Origin of the sequence: Echinicola strongylocentroti, assembly GCF_003260975.1 — a bacterium.
Taxonomy (GTDB): Bacteria; Bacteroidota; Bacteroidia; order Cytophagales; family Cyclobacteriaceae; genus Echinicola; species Echinicola strongylocentroti.
The window spans coordinates 4,631,719-4,656,428 of record NZ_CP030041.1 but is presented as its reverse complement, the minus strand read 5'-3'; the positions used below and the strand labels follow the sequence as shown (position 1 = coordinate 4,656,428).

Here is a 24,710-nt window from a genome sequence, read left to right as displayed (position 1 = left end):
CCTATTTTTGGGACTTAAATTATGAATCACAGCAAACTCGTCATCATCCCGACCTACAACGAAAAGGAAAATGTCCAGGACATTCTCTATACTGTCATGGAATTACCCGGGCAGTTTGAGGTCTTGATCATCGATGACAATTCTCCAGACGGCACAGCAGGTCTAGTAAAAGCCGCCAAAGTATCCTATCCAAACCGCATCCACCTGATCGAAAGGACCGGAAAACTGGGATTGGGAACGGCGTATATCGAAGGATTTAAATACGCCTTGGCCAATGGCTATGAATATATCTTCGAGATGGATGCTGACTTTTCCCATAACCCCAAAGACCTCGCCCAACTCTACGAAGCCTGTGCAGACCAAGGAAATGACATGGCGATCGGATCACGGTACATCAAAGGAGTCAATGTCGTCAACTGGCCCATGGGAAGGGTATTGATGTCCTATTTTGCAAGTGTCTATGTGCAGTTTATCACCGGACTGCCCATCAAAGACAGCACCGCTGGGTTCAAGTGCTATCATAGAAGTGTCTTGGAAGGCATAAAATTGAACAAAATAAAATTTATCGGTTATGCTTTCCAGATCGAGATGAAATTTACCGCTTGGAAGCTGGGCTATAAAATCGTCGAAATCCCGATCATTTTTACCGACAGAACGAAGGGAACCTCCAAAATGTCCACCAATATATTCAGGGAAGCTGTCATGGGGGTAATTTACATGAAGATAAAAAGCCTCTTCAACCCCTACAAAAGAGCCGATACCGCAGAAAGCACGAAGTATAATATACAAAGTACAAAGTAGAATTCCCTAATCAAACCGAATTGCTTTAATGGGCTGGACATTGCTGATGACCATGGCAGGTATAAAAAGCACCAAAGTGGTCACCAAAAGGATAAGCACATTTATCCCAATGACAATGGGCCAATTCCACAAAATCGGCACATAGCTCATATAATAGTTTGCCGGATCCAATGTGATCAATTGCGTGGCATCTTGTAACCAAGCTACACCAAGACCTATTAGATTACCGATCAACATCCCGCGACCAATTATCCGTACCCCGTTCCATACAAAAATCCTCCTGATCTGCCTGTTGGTACTTCCTATTGCTTTGAGCAAACCGATCATTTGAGTTCTCTCCATGATGAGTATAAACAAAATCGCGATCATATTAAATGCTGCTACAAAGAGGATCAGACCTAAAAAAACGTAAACGTTATTGTTCAATAATTTCAGCCAGTCAAAGATCTGTATATACATGGTCGTGACCTTGTCGACTTTGAGATCATAGTCGATGACTTCGTAAAGCGCCTCCTCTTTTTCATCAATCTGCTTTGGGTTTTTGAGAAACACCTCAAAACCGCCGACTTGGTCATCTTCCCAGCCATTTAGGTTTCGGATGGTCTGGATATCGCCAATGATCATCTTATCGTCAAAATCCTCCAAATAGGTTTCATAAATCCCCACAATATCAAACCTTCGATACCGCGGTGGATCCTGCACAAAGTACATGACCACTTTATCCCCGACCGTAAGCATCAGCTTATTGGCGATATTCCTACTCAATACCACCTCATTGGAAGCACTTCCCTCTTCTTCAAAATGGATAAAACGTCCCTCTACCATGGAAGTGGAAAATGCCTTCTGGTCAAAGCTATGGCTTACCCCCTTTAGGACAACCCCCTGAACTTCCTCGTCTCCTTTCAGCAATCCCGGCTTATACGCATAGTCCTGAATATGCCGAATATAGTCGTATTCAGTATAATTGGTATAAAATTGGCTTTTCTTACTGCTCGGGAAATTCTCGTAGGCATTATGCGAGGTAAACTTATGTACTTGGTAATGCCCCGTAAACGAAAACACCTTATCAGAAACCACCTGCTGAAAGCCGCCTAAGATCAAAAATGCTATAATCAAAATGGAAAGGCCTATGGCGATACTTGCAACGGCAATTTGGTGTATGGTTCCAGTGAAACCGCCAGTCCTTTTAAAACTAATTCTTTTGGCAATGAAGTAGGAAAGGTTCAATGAAGTGTTTTATTTTGTTAAGATTCAAATGCAAATTAATATGAAGCAGCTAAAATTAATACTTCTCCTGATATTTTTGCCCACCTTTCTCATGGGATGGAATAAATCGGGTCTACTTTTCGCAAACGGGAATGCCCCCCTCCCCCACCAGTCCGTCATATTGCCAGGAGCAGATCAACCTGAAAAATACCTTCCCCTACTGAAAGGTAAGAAAGTAGGATTGGTCGCCAACCAAACCAGTGTCCTTACCCAAAAGGGCAACCAGCACTTGGTAGATTTCCTACTTGAAAATGGTGTCACCGTCCAAAAGTTATTTGTCCCAGAACATGGCTTTAGAGGAGATGCGGATGCCGGAGAAGTGGTAAAAAACGACACCGATAAAGAGACCGGAATACCCATCATCTCCCTCTACGGCTCCAATAAAAAACCATCTGAGGAAGCATTAATGGATATAGATATCTTGGTATTTGATTTTCAAGATGTAGGCCTGCGTTTTTACACCTATATAAGCACGATGCACTACGTCATGGAAGCCTGTGCAGAGCAGCAAAAGCCCCTGATCATCATGGATCGCCCAAATCCAAACGGAGATTATATTGACGGCCCTGTCCTGGATCCTGCATTCAAAAGTTTCGTGGGCATGCACCCCATCCCGGTGGTTCATGGCCTCACCATGGGAGAGCTTGCGCAGATGATCAATGGAGAAGGCTGGTTAAAAAACCAAGTCAAAGCAGACATCACCGTCATCCCAGTGGCCAATTGGGATCATAGCCAGCATTATTCACTTCCCATCAAACCCTCACCAAACCTCCCAAATGACGTATCTATTAGACTTTATCCTTCCTTGTGCTTTTTTGAAGGCACTAATATAAGCGTGGGCAGAGGCACGTATTTCCCTTTTCAGGTCTATGGCGCCCCAGACCCGAAATATGGAGAATTTACCTTTACGCCTGAAAGCATCAACGGCATGAGCAAGCATCCTCCCCATGAAGGCAAAACCTGCTACGGCACTGACTTGAGGGAAACGCCCCTTTCACACCAGTTTACACTAAAATACCTGTTGGAAATGTACCAAAAATCCGGTGGTGGCCAGCAGTTTTTCAACAACTTCTTTGACAAACTTGCAGGAACTGACCAGTTGCGAAAGGATATCCTCGCAGAAAAATCTGAAAAAGAAATCATGGCGGGATGGAAAAACAAATTGGATGCCTACAAAATAATGAGAAAACAATACTTGCTTTATAAATAGTAAACGCCAATATGTATATCCGCAATGATACCAGTAATCACAGAGACATGAAATAGGTCCTCACAGAAACCACGAAAAACTCAGAAAAGCGTTGTTTCATTCTGGGTTTTCTGTGCGTTCCGCGAGAAATAAAAACTACTGGCAAGAAAGCGTATAATCAAAAACGCCAATATCCCCAAACTAACTTCGAAATCACCATTCGACAATTCAACACCACAAGCATGAATAAAGACCTTCGCATTATTTACATGGGCACCCCTGATTTTGCAGTGCCGTCCTTAGAAATTTTGGTGGAAAATGGCTGGAATGTAGTAGCCGTCATCACCGCTCCTGACAAACCCAAGGGAAGGGGTCAAAAACTCATCCCCTCGCCCGTAAAAGAAGCCGCTACCAATCATAACATCCCCGTGTTGCAGCCTACCAACCTTAAATCACCAGCTTTTCTGGAAGAACTGGCAGGGTACAAGGCCGACATCCAAGTAGTGGTTGCTTTTCGAATGTTGCCAGAAGCGGTCTGGGACATGCCCCCCAGAGGTACTTTTAACCTTCACGCTTCACTTCTCCCCAATTACAGGGGTGCGGCGCCCATCAACTGGGCCATTATCAATGGTGAAGAAGAGACAGGCGTCACCACATTTTTTCTCAAACATGAAATAGATACAGGGAGCATTATCTTTCAGGAAAAAGAAACCATTCTACCCGAAGATAATATTGGCACACTTTACGAAAAACTTATGAAAAGAGGGGCCAAATTGGTATTGAAGACCATCGAAGAGATTGACAATGGTGAAGTCGACACGTTTGTGCAAGATGAAACGAAAGCCCTTCACCATGCCCCCAAAATATTTAAAGAAACTGGCGAGATAGACTGGAGCAAAAGTGCCCGGTCAATCCATAACTTGGTCAGAGGCTTATCCCCCTATCCTGCTGCTTGGACGACCATCCAGGACAAAAATTGCAAAATTTACACCACAGCTATAGTGGATGGCCTAAAGGGGAAATCTCCAGGAGAATTTTCATCAGACAATAAAAGTCACCTCCACTTCCAAACAGGAGATGGAGCAATAGCGATCAAGGAATTACAAATGCAAGGCAAAAAAAGGATGAACATCGAAGATTTTTTGCGCGGCAATAAGCTTTGATCAGCTTTGATCACATTTTGACACCTAACATTGTTCTGGCAGGCTTAATGAAAGCCTGCCTTTTTTGTTTACTCATTACCACGAACGGGATAATAATTCTAACCCCTCTTCCTCCGTTTTGCCTTGGTAAATTATACCGTTTTTACGTAATTTAAAAAGATTGTATAACCTACTTAGCTATGAGAACTGACAAATTATTTTTAGCTGTACTTTCAGCTATTTTTCTATTACCAGTGCCTTCCCAAGGGCAGTTTTTAAAAAAACTCAAAAAAGCCGCCCAAGAAGGAGTGGAAAATGCCGTGGAGCGTCGCGTTTCTAATGAAGTGGAAAATGCTGCACAGAAACAGACGGACAAGTACCTAGAGCAAATTTTTGGTCCACCATCTGATTATGAAGGAGGTGATTACGATTACGGAAAAGTGATCAGCAGTATTGACATGAATGCGGCCACAGAGGACAGCTATCATTTTACTGGCTACACGGACATGGAGATCACCGGCACTGACGAAAAAGGAAAAGACATCGAGCCGGTTACGTTCAGGTCATTTCTAAGTGGTGATGCTGATTTTTGGGGAATAGAAATGGAGAACCAAGAAAAAGAGGCTGAGAAGACCGTGATGATTTTTGACCATAAAAACAATGCGTCCGTACTGCTAATGGAAAACGAAAAAGGCGAAAAAAACTACATGGCCTACGGAATGGACTGGAGCAAAATGGTGGAGAGTTCTGCCGATAAAGAAATGGAAAAAATGGATGCGGATTCAGTCGAATTTGATATTGTCAAAACGGGCAACAGCAAAACTATCCTTGGCTATCCATGTGAAGAATATCGAACAGAAAACGATGAATATGCCGCCAATTACTGGGTAAGCACCCAGCCCATAGAAGGCTATGCTTCCTATTGGTCAAAAAACAATTTTCTCTTCTCCAAAAAAGTACAACAAAAATACCAAGGCTATTATGACCAACTTCCTGATGGTGATATCCTCGAAATCCATTATGAATCCAAGGAAGATGAAAGCATCACGGATATGAAAATCACTGAAATAAACACCAAGGAAAAGTTCGACTTCGAAATGGCCGAATACGCCAACGCGATGGAGGGGCAATAGCCTCCTCCATTTTGACAATGTGGAAGTTATAGGTCTCCAATTCTCTCTAAATAATTTTGATCATCCCACACATGGCTTTTTTTTGGTAATCAAGCTTTGTCTTTGGAGCAAACTTTTTAAACCTCCTTTTTTAATGCTTCAAAAAACCTTGGTATCTTGTGTCATCCAAAAACCAAAAGGCATTGATACTATCCATCATCGTAGCAAAAGCTAACAATAATGTAATCGGAAAGGACAATCAACTCATTTGGCGCCTTTCTGCTGACCTCCGTCATTTTAAGCAACATACCACCGGCCACTACATCATCATGGGCAGAAAAACCTATGAATCCATGGGGAAGCCTCTTCCTAACAGGACCTCTGTGGTGATCACCAGAAACAACGATTATCAAGTTCCCGATGGGCATTTTGTGGTACATAGCTTAGAGAAGGCTATTGCCATAGCAAAAGAAAGTGGCCAGGAAAAAGTGTTTGTGATCGGGGGAGCGGAGATCTATAAACAATCCCTCCCCTATGTAGATGAGATGATTATTACCGAAGTAAACTGCACTCCCGAGGGGGATGCTTTTTTTCCTGAATTTTCTCCAGAAAACTGGAAGAAAATATCTGAAGAACCCCATACAAAGGACGAAAAAAACCAATTTGACTACACCTTTGTTACTTATCAAAAAGTCAATCCTCCACAAGCATGAAACAAATCACTGCAGAGATAATTGCCATTGGTGATGAGCTGCTATATGGGCAGATCATGGATACCAACAGCTACTGGATCAGCAAAAAGCTTGACCAAATCGGTGTAAGGGTAGTCAGAAAAACCACTGTGGGTGATAACGAACAGGACATTCTCCATGCCTTCAATAGTGCACAAAACCGCGCCAATATCATTCTTATCACTGGCGGGCTGGGACCTACAAAAGATGACCTTACCAAACCGCTCATGGCCAAGTTTTTTGACTGTACTATAGCACCTTTTTCGGAAGCCATAGCAGATGTGAAAACATTTTTTGAGAAAAGAGGACGTGAGCTGACACCCCTGAACAAACTTCAGGGCCATCTTCCTTCCAAATGTCATTATGTAAAAAATGAAAGGGGAACAGCCCCTGGAATGTGGTTTGAAGAAAACAACTGTGTATGGATGTCCATGCCCGGCGTGCCCCATGAGATGCAATACCTCATGGAGAATTTTGTCCTCCCAAAAATCAAATCAATATACACGCTACCGGTCATCTATCACAAGGTGATCAAGACGGCAGGAATCGGTGAAAGTTGGCTTGCAGACATGATCGCTGAATGGGAAGACCAACTTCCCGAACACATCAAGCTAGCCTATCTTCCCTCACTCGGAGAGGTAAAACTACGGCTCACTGCCTTTGGTGATGACATTACTCACCTCCAAGATGAAGTAAATGACCAAATCGAAAAGGTAAAACCGCTTATAAAAAACTATATTTACGGCTATGATCAGGAATCCATAGCAGAAGCCATCGGCAAGATGCTGAAAGTAACTGGAAAGACCGTGGCCATTGCCGAAAGCTGCACTGGCGGTTATATTTCCCATCTGGTCACGGCTATACCGGGCAGCAGCAATTATTTTAATGGTGCCATGATCCCTTATCATAATCAGTTCAAAACTGATCTGCTTGGGGTAAAAGAAGAAACACTATCTACCTATGGTGCGGTTAGCGAAAACACGGTGATCGAGATGGCAAGCATGGTCCGTGAAAAATTCAAAGCTGATTTTGGCCTTGCCAGCAGTGGAATAGCTGGTCCAGGGGGAGGCAGCCCCGAAAAACCAGTCGGAACAGTGTGGATAGCAGTAGCAGATCAAAGTGGTGTAAAAACGAAAAAGCTGCAATTGGCACACGATCGTTCACTGAACATCCAATATTCGGCACTGGCGGTCTTAAACCTGTTGCGAAAAGTCAATAAAAACCAAAACGATTAAATAATTTGGCGCTACCTATTTTGCGATTAACAAATTAAAATATAATTTTAAAATCAAGAAATAGACCCAATTAAATAGATATCACATGGCAACTATAGAAATGGTAATGCCCAAAATGGGTGAAAGTATAATTGAGGGCACCATCTTGACATGGTTAAAAAAAGAAGGAGAAACTATCGAGCAGGACGAATCTGTCCTAGAGGTAGCTACTGACAAAGTAGATACGGAAGTTCCTTCCTCACATGCAGGTATACTGAAAAAAATCCTTGCAAATGAAGGCGATGTAGTGGCTGTAGGAGCCCCGATAGCCCTATTAGAAACTGAGGAAGACGAAGAAGAAGGCACTTCAGTAACACCGAATCAAGCACCAACTACAGATACGCCAGAAGAAAAAGAAGAACTGCTCGCCGCAGCACCTGCACAGACAGCTTCTATCGTGAGTCCAACTACAGAAAAAGCGGAGGGAGACAGTAGATTCTACTCTCCGTTAGTATTGAGCATTGCAAAAGAAGAAGGCATTAATAAAGCTGAACTGGCCCAAATAAAAGGTACAGGAAAAGAGGGCAGAGTCACTAAAAAAGACATGCTCAATTATTTGAAAAACCGTACATCAGTTTCTTCCAATCCCATCCCACAAGCTACTCCAAGCGTATCAGCCGGTGACGAGATCATTGAGATGGACAGGATGCGCAAAATGATTGCAGAAAGAATGCTGGAATCAAAACGCATCGCCCCTCATGTGACTTCTTTTGTAGAAGCAGATGTGACCAATATTGTACTGTGGAGAAACAAAGTAAAAGAAGAGTACAAAAAGAAAATGGGCGAACCCTTAACGTTCACTCCATTTTTCATTGAAGCAGTGGCCAAAGCCATCCAGGATTTTCCAATGATCAATATCTCCGTGGATGGGGACAAAATCATCAAAAAGAAAAACATTAACATTGGAGTGGCGGTAGCACTTCCTAGTGGCAATCTGATCGTACCTGTCATCAAAAAGGCCAATGAGCTCAACCTGACAGGACTTTCTAAAAAGATCAACGACTTGGCAGGAAGAGCGCGTATCAACAAACTTTCGGCTGATGAACTTTCTGGCGGCACCTATACCATCTCCAACGTAGGCTCCTTTGGCAACCTAATGGGCACGCCTATTATCATGCAGCCTCAAGTGGCCATTTTAGCGATAGGTGCCATTACCAAAAAGCCAGCGGTAGTGGAGACTCCTACTGGAGATGCCATTGCCATTCGCCATAAAATGTTCTTGTCACACTCCTACGACCACCGTGTGGTCGACGGCTCCTTGGGAGGTATGTTTGTCAAAAGGGTGGCTGAATACCTCGAAGCATTCGACATTAACACCAAGCTATAATAAAAAAGCAGCGGTCATTAAGATAATTGACCGCTGCTTTTAATATACTACCTCGCCAATTAGGCCTATACATTCATTCCTGAGCTTTCTTTTATTTTCATCACCACATCCTGAATTTTGATGGGCTTGGTAAGATAATCGTCCATGCCAGCCTCAAACGCCTTATCTATATCCTCCTTAAACACATTGGCAGAAAGGCCAATGATACGGACATCCTTTCCTTGCTTCATCTTTTTGATCTCTCTGGACGCTTCCAAGCCATCCATTACTGGCATCTGGTAATCCATAAATACCATATCGTACTTCTTCACCCTAACCGCCCGGACAGCCTCCTCTCCAGTGGACACTGTATCAACTGTATACCCCAATTGTTTCATCAACAATTTCATGAATTTTAAGTTGATATCATTATCCTCAGCCAAAAGGATACTCATAGGATACTGGTCAGCAATATTCGAAAGCTTGTGCTCTTCGCTCGCATATTTTTCATATTCATCCTGTCCCACTATCTCATCACTATCGGATATCCGAGCAAAAATAGTAAAAGAAAACTCAGAGCCCTTCCCTACCTCACTCTCTATCTGCAGGCTCCCTCCCATGAGTTCGATAAGCTTATTGGCAATAGCCAATCCTAAGCCACTACCACTTTTCTCCTCTGCTATCCCCCGTCCTGTTTGGGTAAATGGATTGATCAGCTTATCAATTTTGGACTGGGGAATACCTACCCCTGTATCCTTTACAATGAAATAGAGCATAAAATTCTTATCTAAGATCGGCTCACCAGACACTTTTATACTCACCTCACCTCCTTTTGGTGTAAACTTCACCGCATTTCCTATGATGTTAAATAGGATCTGGCTGAGTTTTTCATTGTCCATGATCAGCCATTGTGGGATAGCTGGGGAGATATCCAAATTCAGCGTCAGTCCTTTGCCCACTACCATCCCAGAAAATATATTGATCACCTTACTTAGTTCCTCCCGGAATTTGGAACTCGAAAGTTCTAGTTCCAGCTTCCCCTCCTCTATTTTGGAATAGTCCAAAATATCCTTAATGATGGATAATAGGGACTCACCAGAATCCTTGATCACCTTAACGATGCTTTCTTGCTCATCATCCAGTGTAGTGTACTCCAATAAACCTATCATCCCCAATAGGCCATTCATAGGCGTCCTTATCTCATGGCTCATACTTGCCAAAAATTCCGACTTGGCCCTATTGGCTCCTTCAGCCACTTCCTTGGCTTCTTTGAGCCCTTTTTCCCAAAGCCTCTGCTCAGTAACATCACGCCCCACAGAGATCATTCTTTCGTCATCCAACTTAAAGAACCTGATTTCCAGAAATTTCTTCCCAGATGGCAAGTCAAGCGTCATCTGCTCTGTTTGGACCTTACCGGATCTCGACGCACGGTACAAGGCGTTTTCCATCTTCTCTCCATATGGAGAAGGGATAATATCCTTGATTTGCTTGCCAAGGGAATCCTCAGGTGGATCAACCAACATACTGTTTTCTTGGACATAATAATCAAGATAAACCCCTTGATTGTTATAGATAAAAATAATATCTGGCAAACTGTTAAGCACTGCTCTCAGCCTATTTTCACTCTTTATCAGCTCTCTTTCTGCCAAATATTTTTCTGTAATATCTGTGCATATTCCTACGCTGTTGACAAAACTACCCTCTTCATTATAAAAAAGCCGTTCAAAATTTTTTGTCCTAATAATGGTTCCATCCTTCTTGATAAAACTCACTTCAAAACCCAAGTAATCCTCTCGGTTTCCGATAGCATTTTGGGCCTTTTCCTGTAATCGCTTCAAATCCTTTTCTACTATTTGGCTCTTATTATTTGCCAAAAATTCTTCCACAGAAAAACCTAATACGTTACTGACATTATCACTGACATGGGAAACTTTCCCAGAGGAGTCATGGTAATAAACAAAACCGTTGGTTTCCTGTAAAAGCATCGTTTGTTGGTCAAACAATCTATTGATCTGGCGTGATTTTTTCTCCAGTTCCACATGCTTGTCATCAATACTGATGCCATGCCTGATCAGCAAGTAGATCACTAAAATCAACAGCGCAAACAATCCTGCAAAAAGTAGAAAGTAGGTATTATACAGCTTTGAGATGATGATACTTTGATCTTGCGCAAAAACAATGGCATATTTACCTTCAAGAGGGAATAAATTAAATGGATATTGCGCAACGATGGCCTTTAGCTCCTGCTCTTCTCCTGCACTGTTTTTCTTCACAATCGTCCCTTCGTACACGCCTCGTAACCCACCCAAATATTCGTTTTTTATCTCACTTTTGGTATTTGAGGACAATGAAACACCTGTAGCCTTTTCAGTTTCCCCAAGTGGGATCACATCATTTCCTCGAAAATAGAACTTATACCCTCCCTTTCCCAGGTAATGATTGGACGTATAATAGTTCATAAACCCCAACAGGTTCACTGAAGCCATCACCGTAATCGATTCCTTATGGGACTTCACTACAATTAACCTATTGGGATCGGAAAAGCTTCTCTGGGGATCAACATTGACTCTTTCGAAATAATTATTGTCACGCAAATAATAAGCCCACATTTCATCATCCACCTTCACATAAAGCGTATCCACCAAAGCACCATATGAATTCAGCAATTGCCGGGTACGGGAGGATTGCATTTTAAAATTTTCACCTGGCATAATACGAGAATTCCCCTCTAGGCTAGTGGTATAGTAGGTCAGGTCTTCATACAGTGTGTTGAACCTCCGCTGGACCTCATTCGAGGCAATTTCCACTTGTTTGCCCAAAAACTGCCTACTGCTTCCCAGTAAGTTATTTGAAAGAGTATTATAGAAAAAATACCCTAAAAAAAATATAAGGATAAATGAAGCTACCGAGATTAATGTCAATACATGAAATCGCTTAAATCCTTCCTTATACTTCATGAGCTTTCTTTTTATATCAGCTTTTCACTTCCAAAACATACCAATTCAACAAATTCATCTGCCTGCAGTAAACAATGTAATCCTGCTGGGAGTAATCATCCTTCATCTCATAAGCATTGTCTTTCTCCAATAAAAATTTTGCTACCATCTTACGAACCTCCTTGCTTTTGGACTTAAAAAGATTGTAATCCTCCTTTCTAAAATTGTCCGAATTGATCGTCTGTACATAGGTATGGTTTCTCAAAGGGGGCAAATTAAGCACCTCTATCGCATCATTGGTGCCTGCTACGATATTACCTGATGCGTCTATGATCAAGAGCTTTCGATTGTTATGCTTCAAAAACCGCTGAATAATATCATTTACAGTGATATCCAGCCCCATAACACCTTCCAACTCCCCCTGATAATATACCGGGTGAATCAAAGACAATATCCATCCACGGCCTGCAGGATCCACATAGACATCTTCCACCCACTTACTTTTCTTCTCTGGATTCCTTACCTCATCCGCCATATAGTAAAAGTTAAATGTAGTGAGATCCATATCATCGTCAAAGACATTCAAGACATCCAAGGATGGGTATATCCTGCACATCTGCAGTTTCGTATTGAAGTACACCTGAGAGACTACAGGTATTTTGGAATACACCTCACAGAAAGCTGAATCCAAGGCTTCGGTAATATAAATTTGATCATACACCTCGTTCTTTTTCTTAAAAATAGACGAAACGTGCACACTACTTTCCTCTTTATTGTCCACCTTTCTATAGATCACCCCTGAATCCGACAATTTGTAATCTTCTCTTGAAGCCTTGGTAACAAATTCATCTTGGTGCTTAAATAGGTATTCGGTAATTGACGCTAGTGCTTCAATCTCTCCTTCCAAAGGCCGCAAATCTACTTCCATCACATTAATAATGGAGTCCAATTCAGTAAACCCATCAGGGTGAACTTTCCCCACCTCATTTCTACAGCCATTAGAAAAGAGCAAAACCAAAGAAACAAGAACAAAATAAACACATTTCATCTATGAATATTTAAACAGAAAGTAAATTTAAATATTTTCAATTTGATTTCTAAGCGATTGGTGCATCTCTTCAAATCTTTTATTGATTTCAGCCAAAAACTTATCTGAAAAAAAAGCCTCCAAATCCCCTTCTTCCAAGATATCCGTTTCGTTGACCTTATAGGTCTGCTCGATCATCCCTTGTTCATATTTGATCAGGTATTTATTGTTCCATGAAAAGATGGAAACCCGAATATCTTTTTTGGTAAACTCTTTGATTACTCTCATGGCCTGACCACTTCCGAACTGTAACTGATCTCCGCACTAAGGGATGCCGAAACCGAGCAGTACTTATCCACTGACAATTTCACCACCTTGGCAAACTCTTCCTCGGTAGCATCAGGAGAAGTAAGGACAAACTTCATGTGAATGGATTTATAAAATGCAGGGACACCATCATTTCTGTCACCCTCTGTTTCCACTTTAAAATCTTCCACTGTCTTTCTTTTTTTCTTCATCATCAGCACCGCATCCACAGAAGCACAGCTGGCCACTGCTGACAATACCAAATCCATAGGTGACTGATGTTGCTTCTTTTCAGGATCGTACATGTCTATCTGCACCTTATTTCCCTGCGGATTTACTGCTTCGTATTCATAATCCGCCTTCATCGTAACCGTCACATTTCTTTTTGCCATTTCTTTACTCAATTAAACTTTTATACTGTAATTTATTTTTTTGATATGTATATCCGCAATGATACCAGTAATCACAGAGATATGAAATAGGTCCTCACAGAAACCACGGAAATCTCAGAAAAGCGTTGTTTCATTCTGGGTTTTCTGTGCGTTCCGCGAGAAATAAAAACTACTGGCAAGAAAGCGTATAATCAAATTTTTTGATCGTTAATTCCCAAAAGAAGCCTTCTCACATATTTCTGCGATATTGCCCACCTACCTCATAGAGGGCATGCGTAATCTGTCCCAGTGAACAATGCTTCGCTGCCTCCATCAGCTGCGAAAATAGGTTTTCATTATCAACAGCAGCCTCCTTCAAATCATTCAGTAGTGCTGTCGATTGGGTTTTATATTTCTTATGTAAATTGTCAATTGCCTTGATCTGTTCTTCTTTTTCTTCTCTAGTGGCACGGATCACCTCTCCTGGCGTCACCGTGGGAGATCCTGCAGAAGAGAGAAATGTATTCACCCCTATAATAGGATACGTACCGGCGTGCTTTAATGTCTCATAATGGAGGCTTTCTTCCTGGATTTTTCCTCTTTGATACATGGTCTCCATGGCTCCAAGCACCCCTCCACGTTCGGTGATCCGTTCAAATTCAGCATAAACGGCTTCCTCCACCAAGTCGGTAAGTTCTTCAATTATAAATGCCCCCTGAAGAGGGTTCTCATTCTTTGCCAAACCTAGCTCTTTATTAATAATCAGCTGTATGGCCATGGCCCTTCTCACCGAAGCCTCGGTAGGGGTCGTAATGGCCTCATCGTAAGCATTGGTATGCAAGGAATTACAATTATCATAAATGGCATACAGGGCCTGGAGGGTGGTGCGGATGTCATTAAAGTCTATTTCCTGAGCGTGCAACGACCTTCCGGACGTCTGGATGTGGTACTTCAGCATCTGCGAGCGCTCATCGGCACCATACGTCAGCTTCATGGCCTTTGCCCATATCCTGCGTGCCACCCTTCCGATCACCGCATATTCCGGATCAATTCCATTGGAAAAGAAAAAGGACAGATTCGGTGCAAATGCATTTACATCCATTCCCCTGGACACATAATACTCCACATAGGTAAATCCATTGGAAAGGGTGAGTGCCAGCTGGGTAATGGGATTGGCACCTGCCTCAGCGATGTGATAGCCGGAGATAGAAACGGAATAAAAATTCCGAACTCCCTTATCGATAAAATACTGCTGCACATCTCCCATCAAACGTAGCGAAAACTCTGTGGAAAAGATGCACGTGTTCTGGGCTTGGTCTTCTTTCAAAATATCCGCTTGGACAGTACCCCTGACTTTGGTCAGGGTGGCTGTTTTTATGGACTCGTATACTTCTGCTGGCAGGACTTGATCCCCTGTCACGCCCAATAGCAACAATCCAAGCCCATCATGTCCTGCTGGAATATCACCTTGGTAAGTGGGGCGCTCCACGCCTCTTTCATTATATATCGCTTCAATCTGGGCATCCACTTTCTCCAATAGCCCATTTTGATGGATGTATCGCTCACATTGCTGATCGATCGCTGTATTCATAAAAAAAGCCGTCATCGTTGCCGCTGGACCATTGATGGTCATGGAAACTGACGTGCGGGGATCTGCCAAGTCAAAGCCTGAATACAGTTTTTTCATATCATCCAAACAGCATATATTCACTCCGGAATTGCCGATTTTACCGTATATGTCTGGCCGGTAGCCTGGATCCTCACCGTAAAGGGTCACCGAATCAAATGCCGTCGACAGCCGCTTGGCAGGCATGTCCCTTGAGACATAATGAAAGCGTTTGTTGGTGCGCTCTGGGCCACCTTCGCCGGCAAACATCCGAGTAGGATCCTCCCCCTCACGCTTGAAGGGAAAAACCCCTGCCGTAAAAGGAAACTTACCGGGAACATTCTCCTTGAATTTCCACTGAAGCAAGTCTCCCCAAGCCTCATACTTGGGAAGGGCTACTTTTGGGATTCTGGTTCCTGAAAGAGAATTGGAATGGGTCTGTATGCGGATTTCTTTTCCTCGCACCGAGAATGTAAAATGGTCTTTTTGGTAACTTTCCACTTGATCCGCCCAAGCTTCAAGCCACTGCTGATTTGCAGGATCCAATTTTGCGGACACAGCAGCATAAGTGGTTTCCAACTTTTCTACCAATGCGGCATCAGCCCCCTCCTCTTCCAGCGTTTGCAGTGTCTTTTTGATACCATAGAGACGATTGGCAACTTCCTTCTGTTCTCTGGCCCACTTTTCGAAGCGTTGGTTTTCTTCTAATATTTCGGACAGGTACCTCGTCCTGGAAGGCGGAATAATAAATAGCTTCTCTGACTCTTCCGTTGACAGGACTTCTGATGGGGTGAATTCATTGGAGCCAAGTGTAGCCACCCTGTTCATCAGCTCCCGATAAAGCTTATTCATGCCTGGATCGTTAAACTGCGACGCAATGGTACCGATTACCGGTAGTTCATCGTCCTTCGCATCCCATAATCCGTGATTGCGCACAAACTGCTTTTTCACATCTCTCAGCGCATCATACGCACCTCTTTTGTCAAATTTGTTCAATGCGACCACATCCGCAAAATCCAGCATATCAATCTTTTCCAACTGGGAAGCGGCTCCATATTCGGGTGTCATCACATACAGGGAAAGGTCCGCATGATCGGCCACCTCTGTGTCGGATTGGCCGATACCTGATGTTTCCAAGATCACCAGATCGTACCCGGCCATTTTCACGATATCCACCGCATCTTTCACGTGTTTTGACAGGGACAGATTGGCCTGACGTGTAGCCAGTGAACGCATATAAATACGGGGGTCATTGATCGCATTCATTCTAATCCGATCCCCTAACAGTGCTCCTCCTGTCTTCCGCTTGGAGGGATCTACTGAAATAATCGCCAAATGCTTATCCTCAAAATCCACCAAAAACCTCCTGGCCAACTCATCCACCAAGGATGACTTTCCCGCACCACCTGTACCCGTTATTCCCAATACTGGCACGGACTTGCCCCTATCTCCAACACCTTGCTTTTTAAGCATCTCCTGGTAGGCATCAGGGAAATTCTCGGCTGCAGAAATCCAACGGGCTATTACTTCTGGGCGGTTTCTATCCGGTAATATGGCTTCATTTAAATCATTCCCTAATGGGAAATCTGCTTGCTCCACGAGGTCATTGATCATGCCCTGTAGCCCCATAGATCGTCCATCATCTGGGGAATAAATCCTAGAGATACCGTATTCTTGGAGTTCACTGATTTCTTCTGGAAGTATGGTTCCTCCCCCACCGCCAAAAACCTTGATATGTCCTGCTCCCTTTTCATGGAGAAGGTCGTACATGTATTTAAAAAATTCCGTGTGGCCTCCTTGATAGGACGTGATCGCTATCGCTTGGGCATCTTCTTGGATAGCACAGGAAACAATTTCCTGGACAGATCGATTATGTCCCAAATGGATTACCTCACAGCCTGCTGACTGAATTATCCTTCTCATAATATTGATGGCAGCATCGTGGCCATCAAAGAGAGAAGCTGCCGTTACAATTCTGACGTGATGTTTGGGCTTATATGCTTTTGCCTTTTGGGTCATAAAAATAATCCAATTTACTTTATTAGGGTGTCATTTTACTTTTTATCGCTACATAAAGAACCCTCTTTCGGGAAATTTACCGCTTTAATGCACATGCGAATATAGTAATTTTACCCAACTTATTTTAGGACAAATTGACTAGTCGAACATCACTTTCCACCGCAATTATAAACCACCACCCTAAAAGTAGATCGCACTATGAAAATGGCTTTAGACGTATAAGTTGTTTTCAACAATAGTAAAATTGATGTATATACATTAAAATATGTTTAACATCATCTTTTCACATGATAAAAATCAAAAAAACAAACATATTATTATATTAATCTTGGGTAAAAGACAAGTCAATTAGTAACTTTAATAGAAATCCATTTTTAGCAAAATCCCAACATATATGAATGTTTCATTTTCCACTGCAGAAGAAGCCGTAAAAGTAGTCAAAAGCAACGACAGGGTGTTTGTCCATGGAAGTGCTGCCACACCATCCACATTACTCAATGCACTTGCCCAACGCCATCAAGAACTAAAAAACGTGGAAATCGTCTCCATCACCACCTTAGGAGAGATGCCATTGACCGAAGAACCTTATCAAAAGAGCTTCTATATTAACTCGCTCTTTGTCTCGGCCAATGTACGGAATGCTGTCAATTCCAGTCATGGCGGCTACGTTCCTATTTTTCTAAGCGAGATAGGCATTCTGTTCAGGCGGAATATCCTCCCCATCGACGTGGCCATTGTCAATGTATCTCCTCCTGATATTCATGGATATTGCACCTTGGGCACATCTGTAGATGTAGCCAAACCTGCGGTAGAAACAGCAAAAATAACCATTGCCCAGATCAACCCTCATATGCCCAGAACCCACGGCGATGGCATGATCCATTTGAGCAAATTTGATCATGTAGTGGAATCCAATGACCCGCTACCTGAAGTGGACTATTCCAGTAAGATTGGAGAAAACGAACTGAAAATAGGCAATCATATTGCCGAACTCATTGAAGATGGCTCTACCCTGCAGATGGGAATAGGAGCTATCCCTGATGCTGTTTTAGATGCACTGCACCACCACAAAGACCTAGGTGTCCATACCGAGATGTTTTCCAATGGCATCATGGGACTGATGGACAGTGGCGCGCTCACCAATAAATACAAAGACAAGCATCCCGGAAAAGTAGTCACTTCGTTTGCCGTAGGCAACAGAGCCCTATATGACAGGATCAATGACAACCCTATCCTTTCTTTTCATGAAACTGCCTATGTCAATGATACGGCAGTAATCAGAAGAAACCCCAAGGTGATTTCCATCAACTCCTGTCTGGAAATGGACCTTACCGGCCAAGTATGCGCTGACTCGATCGGCACCTATCACTATTCCGGTGTAGGTGGCCAAATGGATTTTATGCGCGGAGCGGCACTTTCTGTGGGCGGAAAACCGATCATGGCACTTTCTGCCACCACCAAAAAAGGAGCCTCCAAAATCGTCCCCTTCCTTCGTGAAGGCGCAGGAGTGGTCACCACCAGAGCGCACATGCACTATGTAGTGACCGAATATGGCGTGGCTTACCTGTATGGCAAAAACCTTCGCCAGAGAGCCGTAGCCCTGATGGATATCGCTGCTCCTGAACACCGGGAAGTAATCGAAAAATCGATCATTGAGCGCTTTGGGTCAGTAAACCATCCCACTTCGTGATCAGTCCTGCTTAAACTTCTTCTTCAGCAATTGGGCATTGATCGCCACCACTATGGTGCTCAGACTCATAAGGACAGCTCCTAATGCCGGGCTGACCATCAGCTTGGGTATAAAACCTGTGGCCAGCGGGAGGGCGATGGCATTATAGGCAGTGGCCCAAAATAGGTTTTGGATCATCTTCTGATAGGTGGCCTTGCCAAAGGCGATCATAGCGGAAAGGTCTGTCGGGTCACTGTTTACCAAAACAATATCAGCTGTCTCAGCCGCCACATCGGTTCCCGAGCCTATGGCCACGCCTATGTCTGCCTGTGCCAGTGCCGGAGCGTCATTCACACCATCACCGGTCATCACGACGACTTCTCCTTTTTCTTGGGCAGCCTTGATGATAGCTTGCTTATCCTCTGGCAGCACCTCTGCATGATAGCCATCCAGCCCCAGTTCACCACTGACGGCTTTGGCTGCCGCTTCATTGTCACCAGTGGCCATGAGGACCTTGATACTTGCTTTTTGTAAGGCGGACACGGCTGTTTGGGAGGAATCCCGGACTTCATCCGCTAATTTTAAGTAGCCCGCCACACTGTCGTCTACCAACAAGAACACCAAGGTTTCTACGCCCTCCTCTTTGATTTCCGAGGAAACTTCCAGCTTGTGTTTTTTTAGGTACCCCGGACTCACGACCATCACCTGTCGCCCATCCACAGAAGCCTTGACTCCTTCACCGGTAATATTTTCGTAATCATTGGCCTCAGAGAAATCCAGTTCTTCCTCCTTCGCTTTTTTCATGATACCAGTGGCAATGGGGTGCTCAGACTTCTGCTCCACAGCCGCCGTGAGCTTGAGGACATCCTCATCAGTAAACTCCTCCAAGAGACTCTTATAGGTCTTCACCCCGAAATCCCCCGCAGTCAATGTCCCTGTCTTATCAAAGATCACCATGGTCACTTTTCTGGCCCGCTCAAAAGCCGTCCTATTACGGATCAACAAGCCGTTTTTGGCAGCTAACGAAGTGGAAATAGCGGTCACCAACGGCATGGCCAATCCAAGCGCATGTGGGCAGGCGATGATCATCACGGTCACCATCCGCTCCAGTGCAAAATCAAACTCCTTGCCCAACACCAACCAAACCACCAACGTGATCACTCCTGCTCCAAGAGATATATAAAACAACCATCCTGCTGCTTTATCTGCCAGATTTTGGGTTTTTGACTTGGTTTCCTGTGCGCCCTTTACCATGTCAATCACCCGCGACAAATAAGCTTCTTCTCCTACTTTTTTTACCTCGATTTGTAAAGAGCCTTGCTCATTGACAGCTCCGCCCACTACCTCATCATTCTTTTCCTTTTTGACAGGCTTGGACTCCCCTGTGAGCATGGCTTCATTGACATAGCTACTGCCATCTACCACCTTCCCGTCTGCCGGGATCTTCTCTCCTGGCTTGATCAGCACACGGTCTCCGGCTTTCAGGTCAGCTATCTTCACTTCTTTTGTTTCTCCCCCTTCGCCAAGTTTATGCGCCGTGGAAGGCATCAGCCTGGCCAACTCGTCCAGTGCGCCCGAGGCGTTCATCACGGACTTCATTTCTATCCAGTGCCCCAGCAGCATCAAGTCGATCAAGGTGGCCAACTCCCAAAAAAAGCCCTTACCCTCTAAACCGAAAGTAACAGCGGTGCTATAACCATAAGCCACCGTAATCGCCAAAGCAATCAAGGTCATCATGGCGGGCTTCCTTTGCTGAACTTCTTCCTTTAGCCCTTTTAAAAATGGCCATCCTCCATAAAAATATATCGCTGAAGCCAAGCCAAAAAGCACATATTTATCACCAGAGAATGAAATCTCCATTCCAACCCACTCCTGTATCATCTTCGAAAGAAGCAGCACAGGCACGGTTAGAATCATCGATACCCAGAACCTCCTTTTAAAATCCTGGAGCATATGCCCGTGATGGCCTCCATGATCATGATGTTCCTCTTGTTTATGAGAATTATGGTCTTGATGTTCCATGGTCAGTTGATGTTTAATCCGGAATATGCATTAGCCTATCTCTTGCGACCTGAAATTGCTATAAAATCAGTCGCTTCGCTTTAGTTTTTACTGTAACCGTAGCGGTGCCACGATGCATAAACCGTGTTTAAGAAAAAAAGGGAGCTTAAACAGGGAAATCGCTTTTAAACTATTAGTAAAGTGATGTCAGCCTGAGCGGAGTCGAAGGCTAGACGTTGGACCTCGACTCCGCTCGGCCTGACTCTTTTTGCCAGAATTAAATAACTTCATGGGGTTAAAAGCGATTCGCCTGGGAGCTTAAAGCTCTCCCATTACTTTGTCCACGCGACCGCAGGTCAGCATTTTATCCCCATAGTAGGGGTTCCTGATCGCTTCCTGATCGGACAGCCAATACCCTCCTTTTCCTTCAAAGGCCATAGGGCAATACTGTTTATACACAGCTCCCGAGGACACTTGTGAAGCGACCAACTGCTCTACTGATGCGCTTAAGGCCACAAAAGCGTCTCGCTGAACGGCAATATCAGAAGCTGCTTCTATCTTCTTGGCCGCTTCCTGCCCTTGGAATCCATCTACGGCCAATAACTTCTTGGCACCTTCGCTAGCAGCAGCGGCATCTCCTTCTACCAACGCATTTTTTACGGTAAGATAATGATGGAAGACCTTATCACTTTTCTCTTCCTTAAAGGCCAATGCCTTTCCACTCTCGGTGGTCGCTGGCGTTTGTTCTGAAGCTTCCATGCCATGCTGATGGGTTTCTTCTTGCTTTTTTGAATTGCAGCTGGCTGCCAAAATCATGGTCAGCACCAGTAATGAACCTACTACTTTGAACTTTTTCATAATGGTAATATTTATAAGTTGTTTAATTAATAATGCTTAATGTGACAATAGAACCTCTATTGTCTATTCATATTTTCTTTTGACTTCTCCACAGGAAAGCATGGAGGCTCCGAAATAGGGGTTTTTGATTTCCTTAAATTCACTGAGCCAATAAGCTCCCTGATCACTTTGGGCCATGGGGCAATAATCTTTATAGAGTAATTTTCCCGGCGCCCCAAAAACATCCAGCAGGTTGATCATGTCATTGGAAAGCCGCATGAACAAATCACGTTGTTCTTGGATATCGGCAGTTTGGTTGATCGCAGAGGATACATCCATCAAAGAACGCCTGCTTTCTTCCCAAGTTTCCAAAGCCGAGCCTTGAAGAGCTGTTTTTGCTGCTTTTAACTGCCGAAACAGATCACCTGCTGGGCCTTTTGCTGATTGATCTTCTACGAGTTGGTTTTTGATCTCCAAGTAAGCGGCCACTACCTCGTCTATAACACCTCCAAAATGTGAAGAAACTTCCACCTGTTGTTGCTCAGGATGCGACATCATGCTGTATTTTCCGCTCAGCTGTGCCGCCCCGTCCACTGCAAACACCCCATTGCTCACCACACGATCTCCCTCTGAAAGTCCTGACAGCACCTCTTGCATATCCCCAACAGTCGAGCCAAGTACTACCTCCACCATTTCAAAAGCAGGCTTCTCCTCATCCCCGACCTGCCGATAGACGACGGAGCGTTTTCCAGTCCACAGGATCGATGACCTCGGCACAAACATCCCCGTCTTTTCCTCCCGGTCTGCTTTCACGGTCGCCGTGACAAACATACCAGGTTTGAGCTTTCCTGTCACATTGCGCACCTCTGCCCTTACCTTTGCGCTTCTGCTGTCCTGCGAAATGACCGGATCGACAAAGGTTACTTTGGCGGTAAATTCTTCACTCGGAAGTGCATTTACCGTGAACCTGATTTCATCTCCGGTATCGACCTGGCTTACATTGTGCTCATAAGCATCCAGCATGACCCACACTTTGCTCAAGTTGGTAATTTCAAAAAGCACCTGCCCACGGCTCACATAATCCCCAGACGCTACTTTCCTTTCGGTCACCACCCCAGCAGTCGTGGCATAAATGTCAAAATGCGGCTGATAATCTACCTCTTGTTCCATTTTGCTGATTTGGGCATCCGTCAATTGCCACTGTTTCAGCTTTTGCTTAGCGGCCTCATAGAGCTTGGGACTGATTTCCTTTGCCTTTTTGGCTTCCACCAGCTCTCGATGGGCAGTGATCAGATCTGGGGAGTAAATACGGGCCAATCGCTGGCCTTGCTTCACTTCCTGGCCTGTAAAAGCCACGAACAACGCATCCACTCGACCACCAAAATTGGCAGAAACAGTCGTTACCTTCCGTTCATCTGCTTCTATGGCTCCACTGAGTGACAACCCACCTCCTGCCGCTCCTCCTGTCTTCAAGGTAGAAGTCGCAATATTGGCCAAGGCCACCGCTTCAGGACTCATGGTCATCACATAGGGATCGGCACTATCGCTGTCCGATAGGGTAGAAAGCGGCACTAAATCCATACCACAAATAGGGCAGCTCCCTGGTTCCTCCTGCTTGATCTGGGGATGCATAGAACAGGTATAAATGGATTCACCGCTATGATCATGCTCAATGGACCCTTCGGCCTTAGGCTCATTTGATGTCAATGCCCAGCCAATAATCCCACCTGACACAAAGGCACCAAGGACAATAAATATAAGTTGTTTTCTTACTCTCATAAATTTCATAGTGATATTCCTTTGGCCATTAATGATTCTAGTTGTGCAAAAGCCTGGAGCTTCTTATACGTTTCCTCTGCTGTCTTCATTTCAAAATCCAACAGTTGTCGCTGTACAGAGAGCAGCTCCTCAAAGCTCCCCGTGGCACTGCTATAATCTGCAATCATCAGATCCAATGTTTTTTGTAGCAAAACCACTTGATCTTCATATAGCTTTACATTCCTTTTTGCTTCCCGGATCAGCCGATATTGTTCTTCCCAAGAAGATCTCAGCGCATTGCCCAGATTTTCCTTTGCCAATGCTGAAGCTTCCCGGTAATAGGCCGACTCTCGCTGTGCACTTTTATATTTTCCACGAAAAATCGGCACCGAAACCGAAACCATCGGCATGATCATATTGTGGCCCATTCCTCCGGGAGTATATCCCACGGGACTGTCTATGGCTCCTGCTGGCTGACGAGGGCTGTTGATCATGTAGTTTAGCCCCAACCCAAAACTGGGAAGCCCCTTTAGCTTAGCCGCTTCTCCCTTTTTCTGGTAGGCCTGCCCTTCCCATTCCAGTTTCTTTACTTGGGGGTTTGCCGCCAAAATACTGTCCAACACCACCTCCTTATCCAGCAATAACTCCTGTTTCCAAAAAGATGCGTCCATATGGATCGGCGCATCTTTAGGTCTGTTCAGCAATAGGTTAAACTGTACCTGGGCCACCGCATGAGCGTCCTCCAGCTCCGCAATACGCGCTTCCAACGCTTTTAGCTCACTTTGTATGCGGAGCACATCGGTCATTTTCCCAGCCTTGCCCGGAGTACCTCCTTTAAACTTGTTCAGCGCCAATTCCTCCATTCGCTGCAGCAGCTTGAGGTTCTTATTGGCGACCATCTCGTGATGGTGAAGTAAATAGAGTTGATAATAGCCTGTTTTTACTTCATAAAACAACGCATGTTTTTCCGCTTCAAATTCCTGAAAATTGGCTTTGGCCATTAAACTGGCCTCATCCTTTCCAGCTTGGAGCGTGCCAAACCAAGGAAACCGCTGCATCAAGGAGGCATTGAGCTTTTGGTCACCCATCAGCGTAGCCATGTCCTTTAAGTAAATACCAAAACTCAATTCAGGATCCGGCAAACTCCCCACTTGGGGAATTCGCTCCAAACTAGCCGTATATCGGCTATATGCTGCCTGGAGGCCTGGATGGTTTTCCGCTGCTATCTGTAAATAGTCCGTTAAACTTTGACCATGAGCCAAGGATGACAAGCCTATCATGGCTGACACCACTATCACAAGAGGTAGCTTCCTTACGTTACTACTATCGAAACCTTTTTTCTTTACCCTTTTCATATGA

The 24,710-nt window shown here is 44.2% G+C and carries 18 protein-coding genes; 8 read left to right on the top strand and 10 right to left on the bottom strand.

Going from position 1 to position 24,710, the window contains the following annotated elements; translation table 11 throughout:
- Nucleotides 1-21: 21 nt before the first annotated feature.
- Complete coding sequence (locus DN752_RS18250; RefSeq protein ID WP_112785295.1) at nucleotides 22-801, top strand: polyprenol monophosphomannose synthase; 780 nt, start codon at nucleotides 22-24, stop codon at nucleotides 799-801.
- 6 nt (nucleotides 802-807) lie between these two features.
- On the opposite strand, the gene DN752_RS18245 is transcribed toward DN752_RS18250, so the two are convergent.
- The gene (locus tag DN752_RS18245; protein ID WP_112785294.1) at nucleotides 808-2,028 is read right to left on the bottom strand and encodes an ABC transporter permease; all 1,221 of its coding nucleotides are present in this window, start codon (nucleotides 2,026-2,028) and stop codon (nucleotides 808-810) included.
- Between the two features lie 40 nt (nucleotides 2,029-2,068).
- Between DN752_RS18245 and DN752_RS18240 the strand changes: the two genes are divergently transcribed.
- The 6 genes from DN752_RS18240 to DN752_RS18215 all read left to right on the top strand — a co-directional run bounded on the left by DN752_RS18240 (nucleotide 2,069) and on the right by DN752_RS18215 (nucleotide 8,842).
- Nucleotides 2,069-3,277, top strand: coding sequence for an exo-beta-N-acetylmuramidase NamZ family protein (locus tag DN752_RS18240; protein ID WP_112785293.1), 1,209 nt, complete (start codon nucleotides 2,069-2,071; stop codon nucleotides 3,275-3,277).
- 221 nt (nucleotides 3,278-3,498) lie between these two features.
- Nucleotides 3,499-4,419, top strand: a complete 921-nt coding sequence (fmt, locus tag DN752_RS18235) for a methionyl-tRNA formyltransferase (RefSeq protein WP_112785292.1) — start codon at nucleotides 3,499-3,501, stop codon at nucleotides 4,417-4,419.
- A 179-nt stretch (nucleotides 4,420-4,598) separates the two neighbouring features.
- Nucleotides 4,599-5,531: a DUF4412 domain-containing protein gene (locus DN752_RS18230; RefSeq protein WP_112785291.1), complete on the top strand. Its 933-nt coding sequence runs from the start codon at nucleotides 4,599-4,601 to the stop codon at nucleotides 5,529-5,531.
- 158 nt (nucleotides 5,532-5,689) lie between these two features.
- Complete coding sequence (locus DN752_RS18225) at nucleotides 5,690-6,223, top strand: dihydrofolate reductase (protein ID WP_317048502.1); 534 nt, start codon at nucleotides 5,690-5,692, stop codon at nucleotides 6,221-6,223.
- Nucleotides 6,220-7,476 (top strand): competence/damage-inducible protein A, encoded by a 1,257-nt coding sequence (locus tag DN752_RS18220; protein ID WP_112785290.1) that lies wholly within the window; start codon nucleotides 6,220-6,222, stop codon nucleotides 7,474-7,476. The genes DN752_RS18225 and DN752_RS18220 overlap by 4 nt, the downstream gene beginning before the upstream one ends.
- Before the next feature lie 85 nt (nucleotides 7,477-7,561).
- A complete protein-coding gene (locus DN752_RS18215; protein WP_112785289.1) occupies nucleotides 7,562-8,842 on the top strand; it encodes a dihydrolipoamide acetyltransferase family protein in 1,281 nt (426 codons plus the stop codon).
- Between the two features lie 65 nt (nucleotides 8,843-8,907).
- On the opposite strand, the gene DN752_RS18210 is transcribed toward DN752_RS18215, so the two are convergent.
- The 5 genes from DN752_RS18210 to DN752_RS18190 form a co-directional block, all read right to left on the bottom strand.
- Nucleotides 8,908-11,778 (bottom strand): PAS domain-containing hybrid sensor histidine kinase/response regulator, encoded by a 2,871-nt coding sequence (locus tag DN752_RS18210; RefSeq protein ID WP_112785288.1) that lies wholly within the window; start codon nucleotides 11,776-11,778, stop codon nucleotides 8,908-8,910.
- 16 nt (nucleotides 11,779-11,794) lie between these two features.
- On the bottom strand, nucleotides 11,795-12,805 hold the full coding sequence (locus DN752_RS18205; RefSeq protein ID WP_112785287.1) for a cache domain-containing protein: 1,011 nt from the start codon (nucleotides 12,803-12,805) through the stop codon (nucleotides 11,795-11,797).
- A gap of 27 nt (nucleotides 12,806-12,832) precedes the next feature.
- Nucleotides 12,833-13,072, bottom strand: coding sequence for a hypothetical protein (locus DN752_RS18200; RefSeq protein WP_112785286.1), 240 nt, complete (start codon nucleotides 13,070-13,072; stop codon nucleotides 12,833-12,835).
- Nucleotides 13,069-13,482: an OsmC family protein gene (locus tag DN752_RS18195; RefSeq protein WP_112785285.1), complete on the bottom strand. Its 414-nt coding sequence runs from the start codon at nucleotides 13,480-13,482 to the stop codon at nucleotides 13,069-13,071. The genes DN752_RS18200 and DN752_RS18195 overlap by 4 nt, the downstream gene beginning before the upstream one ends.
- Nucleotides 13,483-13,711: 229 nt before the next feature.
- The gene (locus tag DN752_RS18190) at nucleotides 13,712-17,086 is read right to left on the bottom strand and encodes a methylmalonyl-CoA mutase family protein (protein ID WP_112785284.1); all 3,375 of its coding nucleotides are present in this window, start codon (nucleotides 17,084-17,086) and stop codon (nucleotides 13,712-13,714) included.
- 394 nt (nucleotides 17,087-17,480) lie between these two features.
- On the opposite strand from DN752_RS18190, the gene DN752_RS18185 reads away from it, so the two are divergent.
- The gene (locus DN752_RS18185; protein WP_112785283.1) at nucleotides 17,481-18,776 is read left to right on the top strand and encodes an acetyl-CoA hydrolase/transferase family protein; all 1,296 of its coding nucleotides are present in this window, start codon (nucleotides 17,481-17,483) and stop codon (nucleotides 18,774-18,776) included.
- On the opposite strand, the gene DN752_RS18180 is transcribed toward DN752_RS18185, so the two are convergent.
- The 4 genes from DN752_RS18180 to DN752_RS18165 all read right to left on the bottom strand — a co-directional run bounded on the left by DN752_RS18180 (nucleotide 18,777) and on the right by DN752_RS18165 (nucleotide 24,706).
- The gene (locus DN752_RS18180) at nucleotides 18,777-20,777 is read right to left on the bottom strand and encodes a copper-translocating P-type ATPase (RefSeq protein WP_112785282.1); all 2,001 of its coding nucleotides are present in this window, start codon (nucleotides 20,775-20,777) and stop codon (nucleotides 18,777-18,779) included.
- Between the two features lie 297 nt (nucleotides 20,778-21,074).
- The gene (locus DN752_RS18175; protein WP_112785281.1) at nucleotides 21,075-21,614 is read right to left on the bottom strand and encodes a DUF3347 domain-containing protein; all 540 of its coding nucleotides are present in this window, start codon (nucleotides 21,612-21,614) and stop codon (nucleotides 21,075-21,077) included.
- 63 nt (nucleotides 21,615-21,677) lie between these two features.
- Entirely contained in the window at nucleotides 21,678-23,381 is a 1,704-nt protein-coding gene (locus DN752_RS18170; RefSeq protein WP_112785280.1) for an efflux RND transporter periplasmic adaptor subunit, read from the bottom strand.
- A complete protein-coding gene (locus DN752_RS18165) occupies nucleotides 23,378-24,706 on the bottom strand; it encodes a TolC family protein (protein ID WP_112785279.1) in 1,329 nt (442 codons plus the stop codon). Before DN752_RS18165 ends, DN752_RS18170 begins: the two co-directional genes overlap by 4 nt.
- Between the last annotated feature and the right edge of the window lie 4 nt (nucleotides 24,707-24,710).

Bases quoted from the DNA above. Each gene is read 5' to 3' on its own strand.
- DN752_RS18195 (WP_112785285.1), bottom strand. From the start codon at position 13,482: ATGGCAAAAAGAAATGTGACGGTTACGATGAAGGCGGATTATGAATAC.
- DN752_RS18185 (WP_112785283.1), top strand. From the start codon at position 17,481: ATGAATGTTTCATTTTCCACTGCAGAAGAAGCCGTAAAAGTAGTCAAA.
- DN752_RS18210 (WP_112785288.1), bottom strand. From the start codon at position 11,778: ATGAAGTATAAGGAAGGATTTAAGCGATTTCATGTATTGACATTAATC.
- DN752_RS18215 (WP_112785289.1), top strand. From the start codon at position 7,562: ATGGCAACTATAGAAATGGTAATGCCCAAAATGGGTGAAAGTATAATT.
- DN752_RS18170 (WP_112785280.1), bottom strand. From the start codon at position 23,381: ATGAAATTTATGAGAGTAAGAAAACAACTTATATTTATTGTCCTTGGT.
- DN752_RS18200 (WP_112785286.1), bottom strand. From the start codon at position 13,072: ATGAGAGTAATCAAAGAGTTTACCAAAAAAGATATTCGGGTTTCCATC.
- DN752_RS18240 (WP_112785293.1), top strand. From the start codon at position 2,069: ATGAAGCAGCTAAAATTAATACTTCTCCTGATATTTTTGCCCACCTTT.
- DN752_RS18175 (WP_112785281.1), bottom strand. From the start codon at position 21,614: ATGAAAAAGTTCAAAGTAGTAGGTTCATTACTGGTGCTGACCATGATT.
- DN752_RS18180 (WP_112785282.1), bottom strand. From the start codon at position 20,777: ATGGAACATCAAGACCATAATTCTCATAAACAAGAGGAACATCATGAT.
- DN752_RS18165 (WP_112785279.1), bottom strand. From the start codon at position 24,706: ATGAAAAGGGTAAAGAAAAAAGGTTTCGATAGTAGTAACGTAAGGAAG.
- DN752_RS18190 (WP_112785284.1), bottom strand. From the start codon at position 17,086: ATGACCCAAAAGGCAAAAGCATATAAGCCCAAACATCACGTCAGAATT.
- DN752_RS18230 (WP_112785291.1), top strand. From the start codon at position 4,599: ATGAGAACTGACAAATTATTTTTAGCTGTACTTTCAGCTATTTTTCTA.
- DN752_RS18220 (WP_112785290.1), top strand. From the start codon at position 6,220: ATGAAACAAATCACTGCAGAGATAATTGCCATTGGTGATGAGCTGCTA.
- fmt (WP_112785292.1), top strand. From the start codon at position 3,499: ATGAATAAAGACCTTCGCATTATTTACATGGGCACCCCTGATTTTGCA.
- DN752_RS18205 (WP_112785287.1), bottom strand. From the start codon at position 12,805: ATGAAATGTGTTTATTTTGTTCTTGTTTCTTTGGTTTTGCTCTTTTCT.
- DN752_RS18250 (WP_112785295.1), top strand. From the start codon at position 22: ATGAATCACAGCAAACTCGTCATCATCCCGACCTACAACGAAAAGGAA.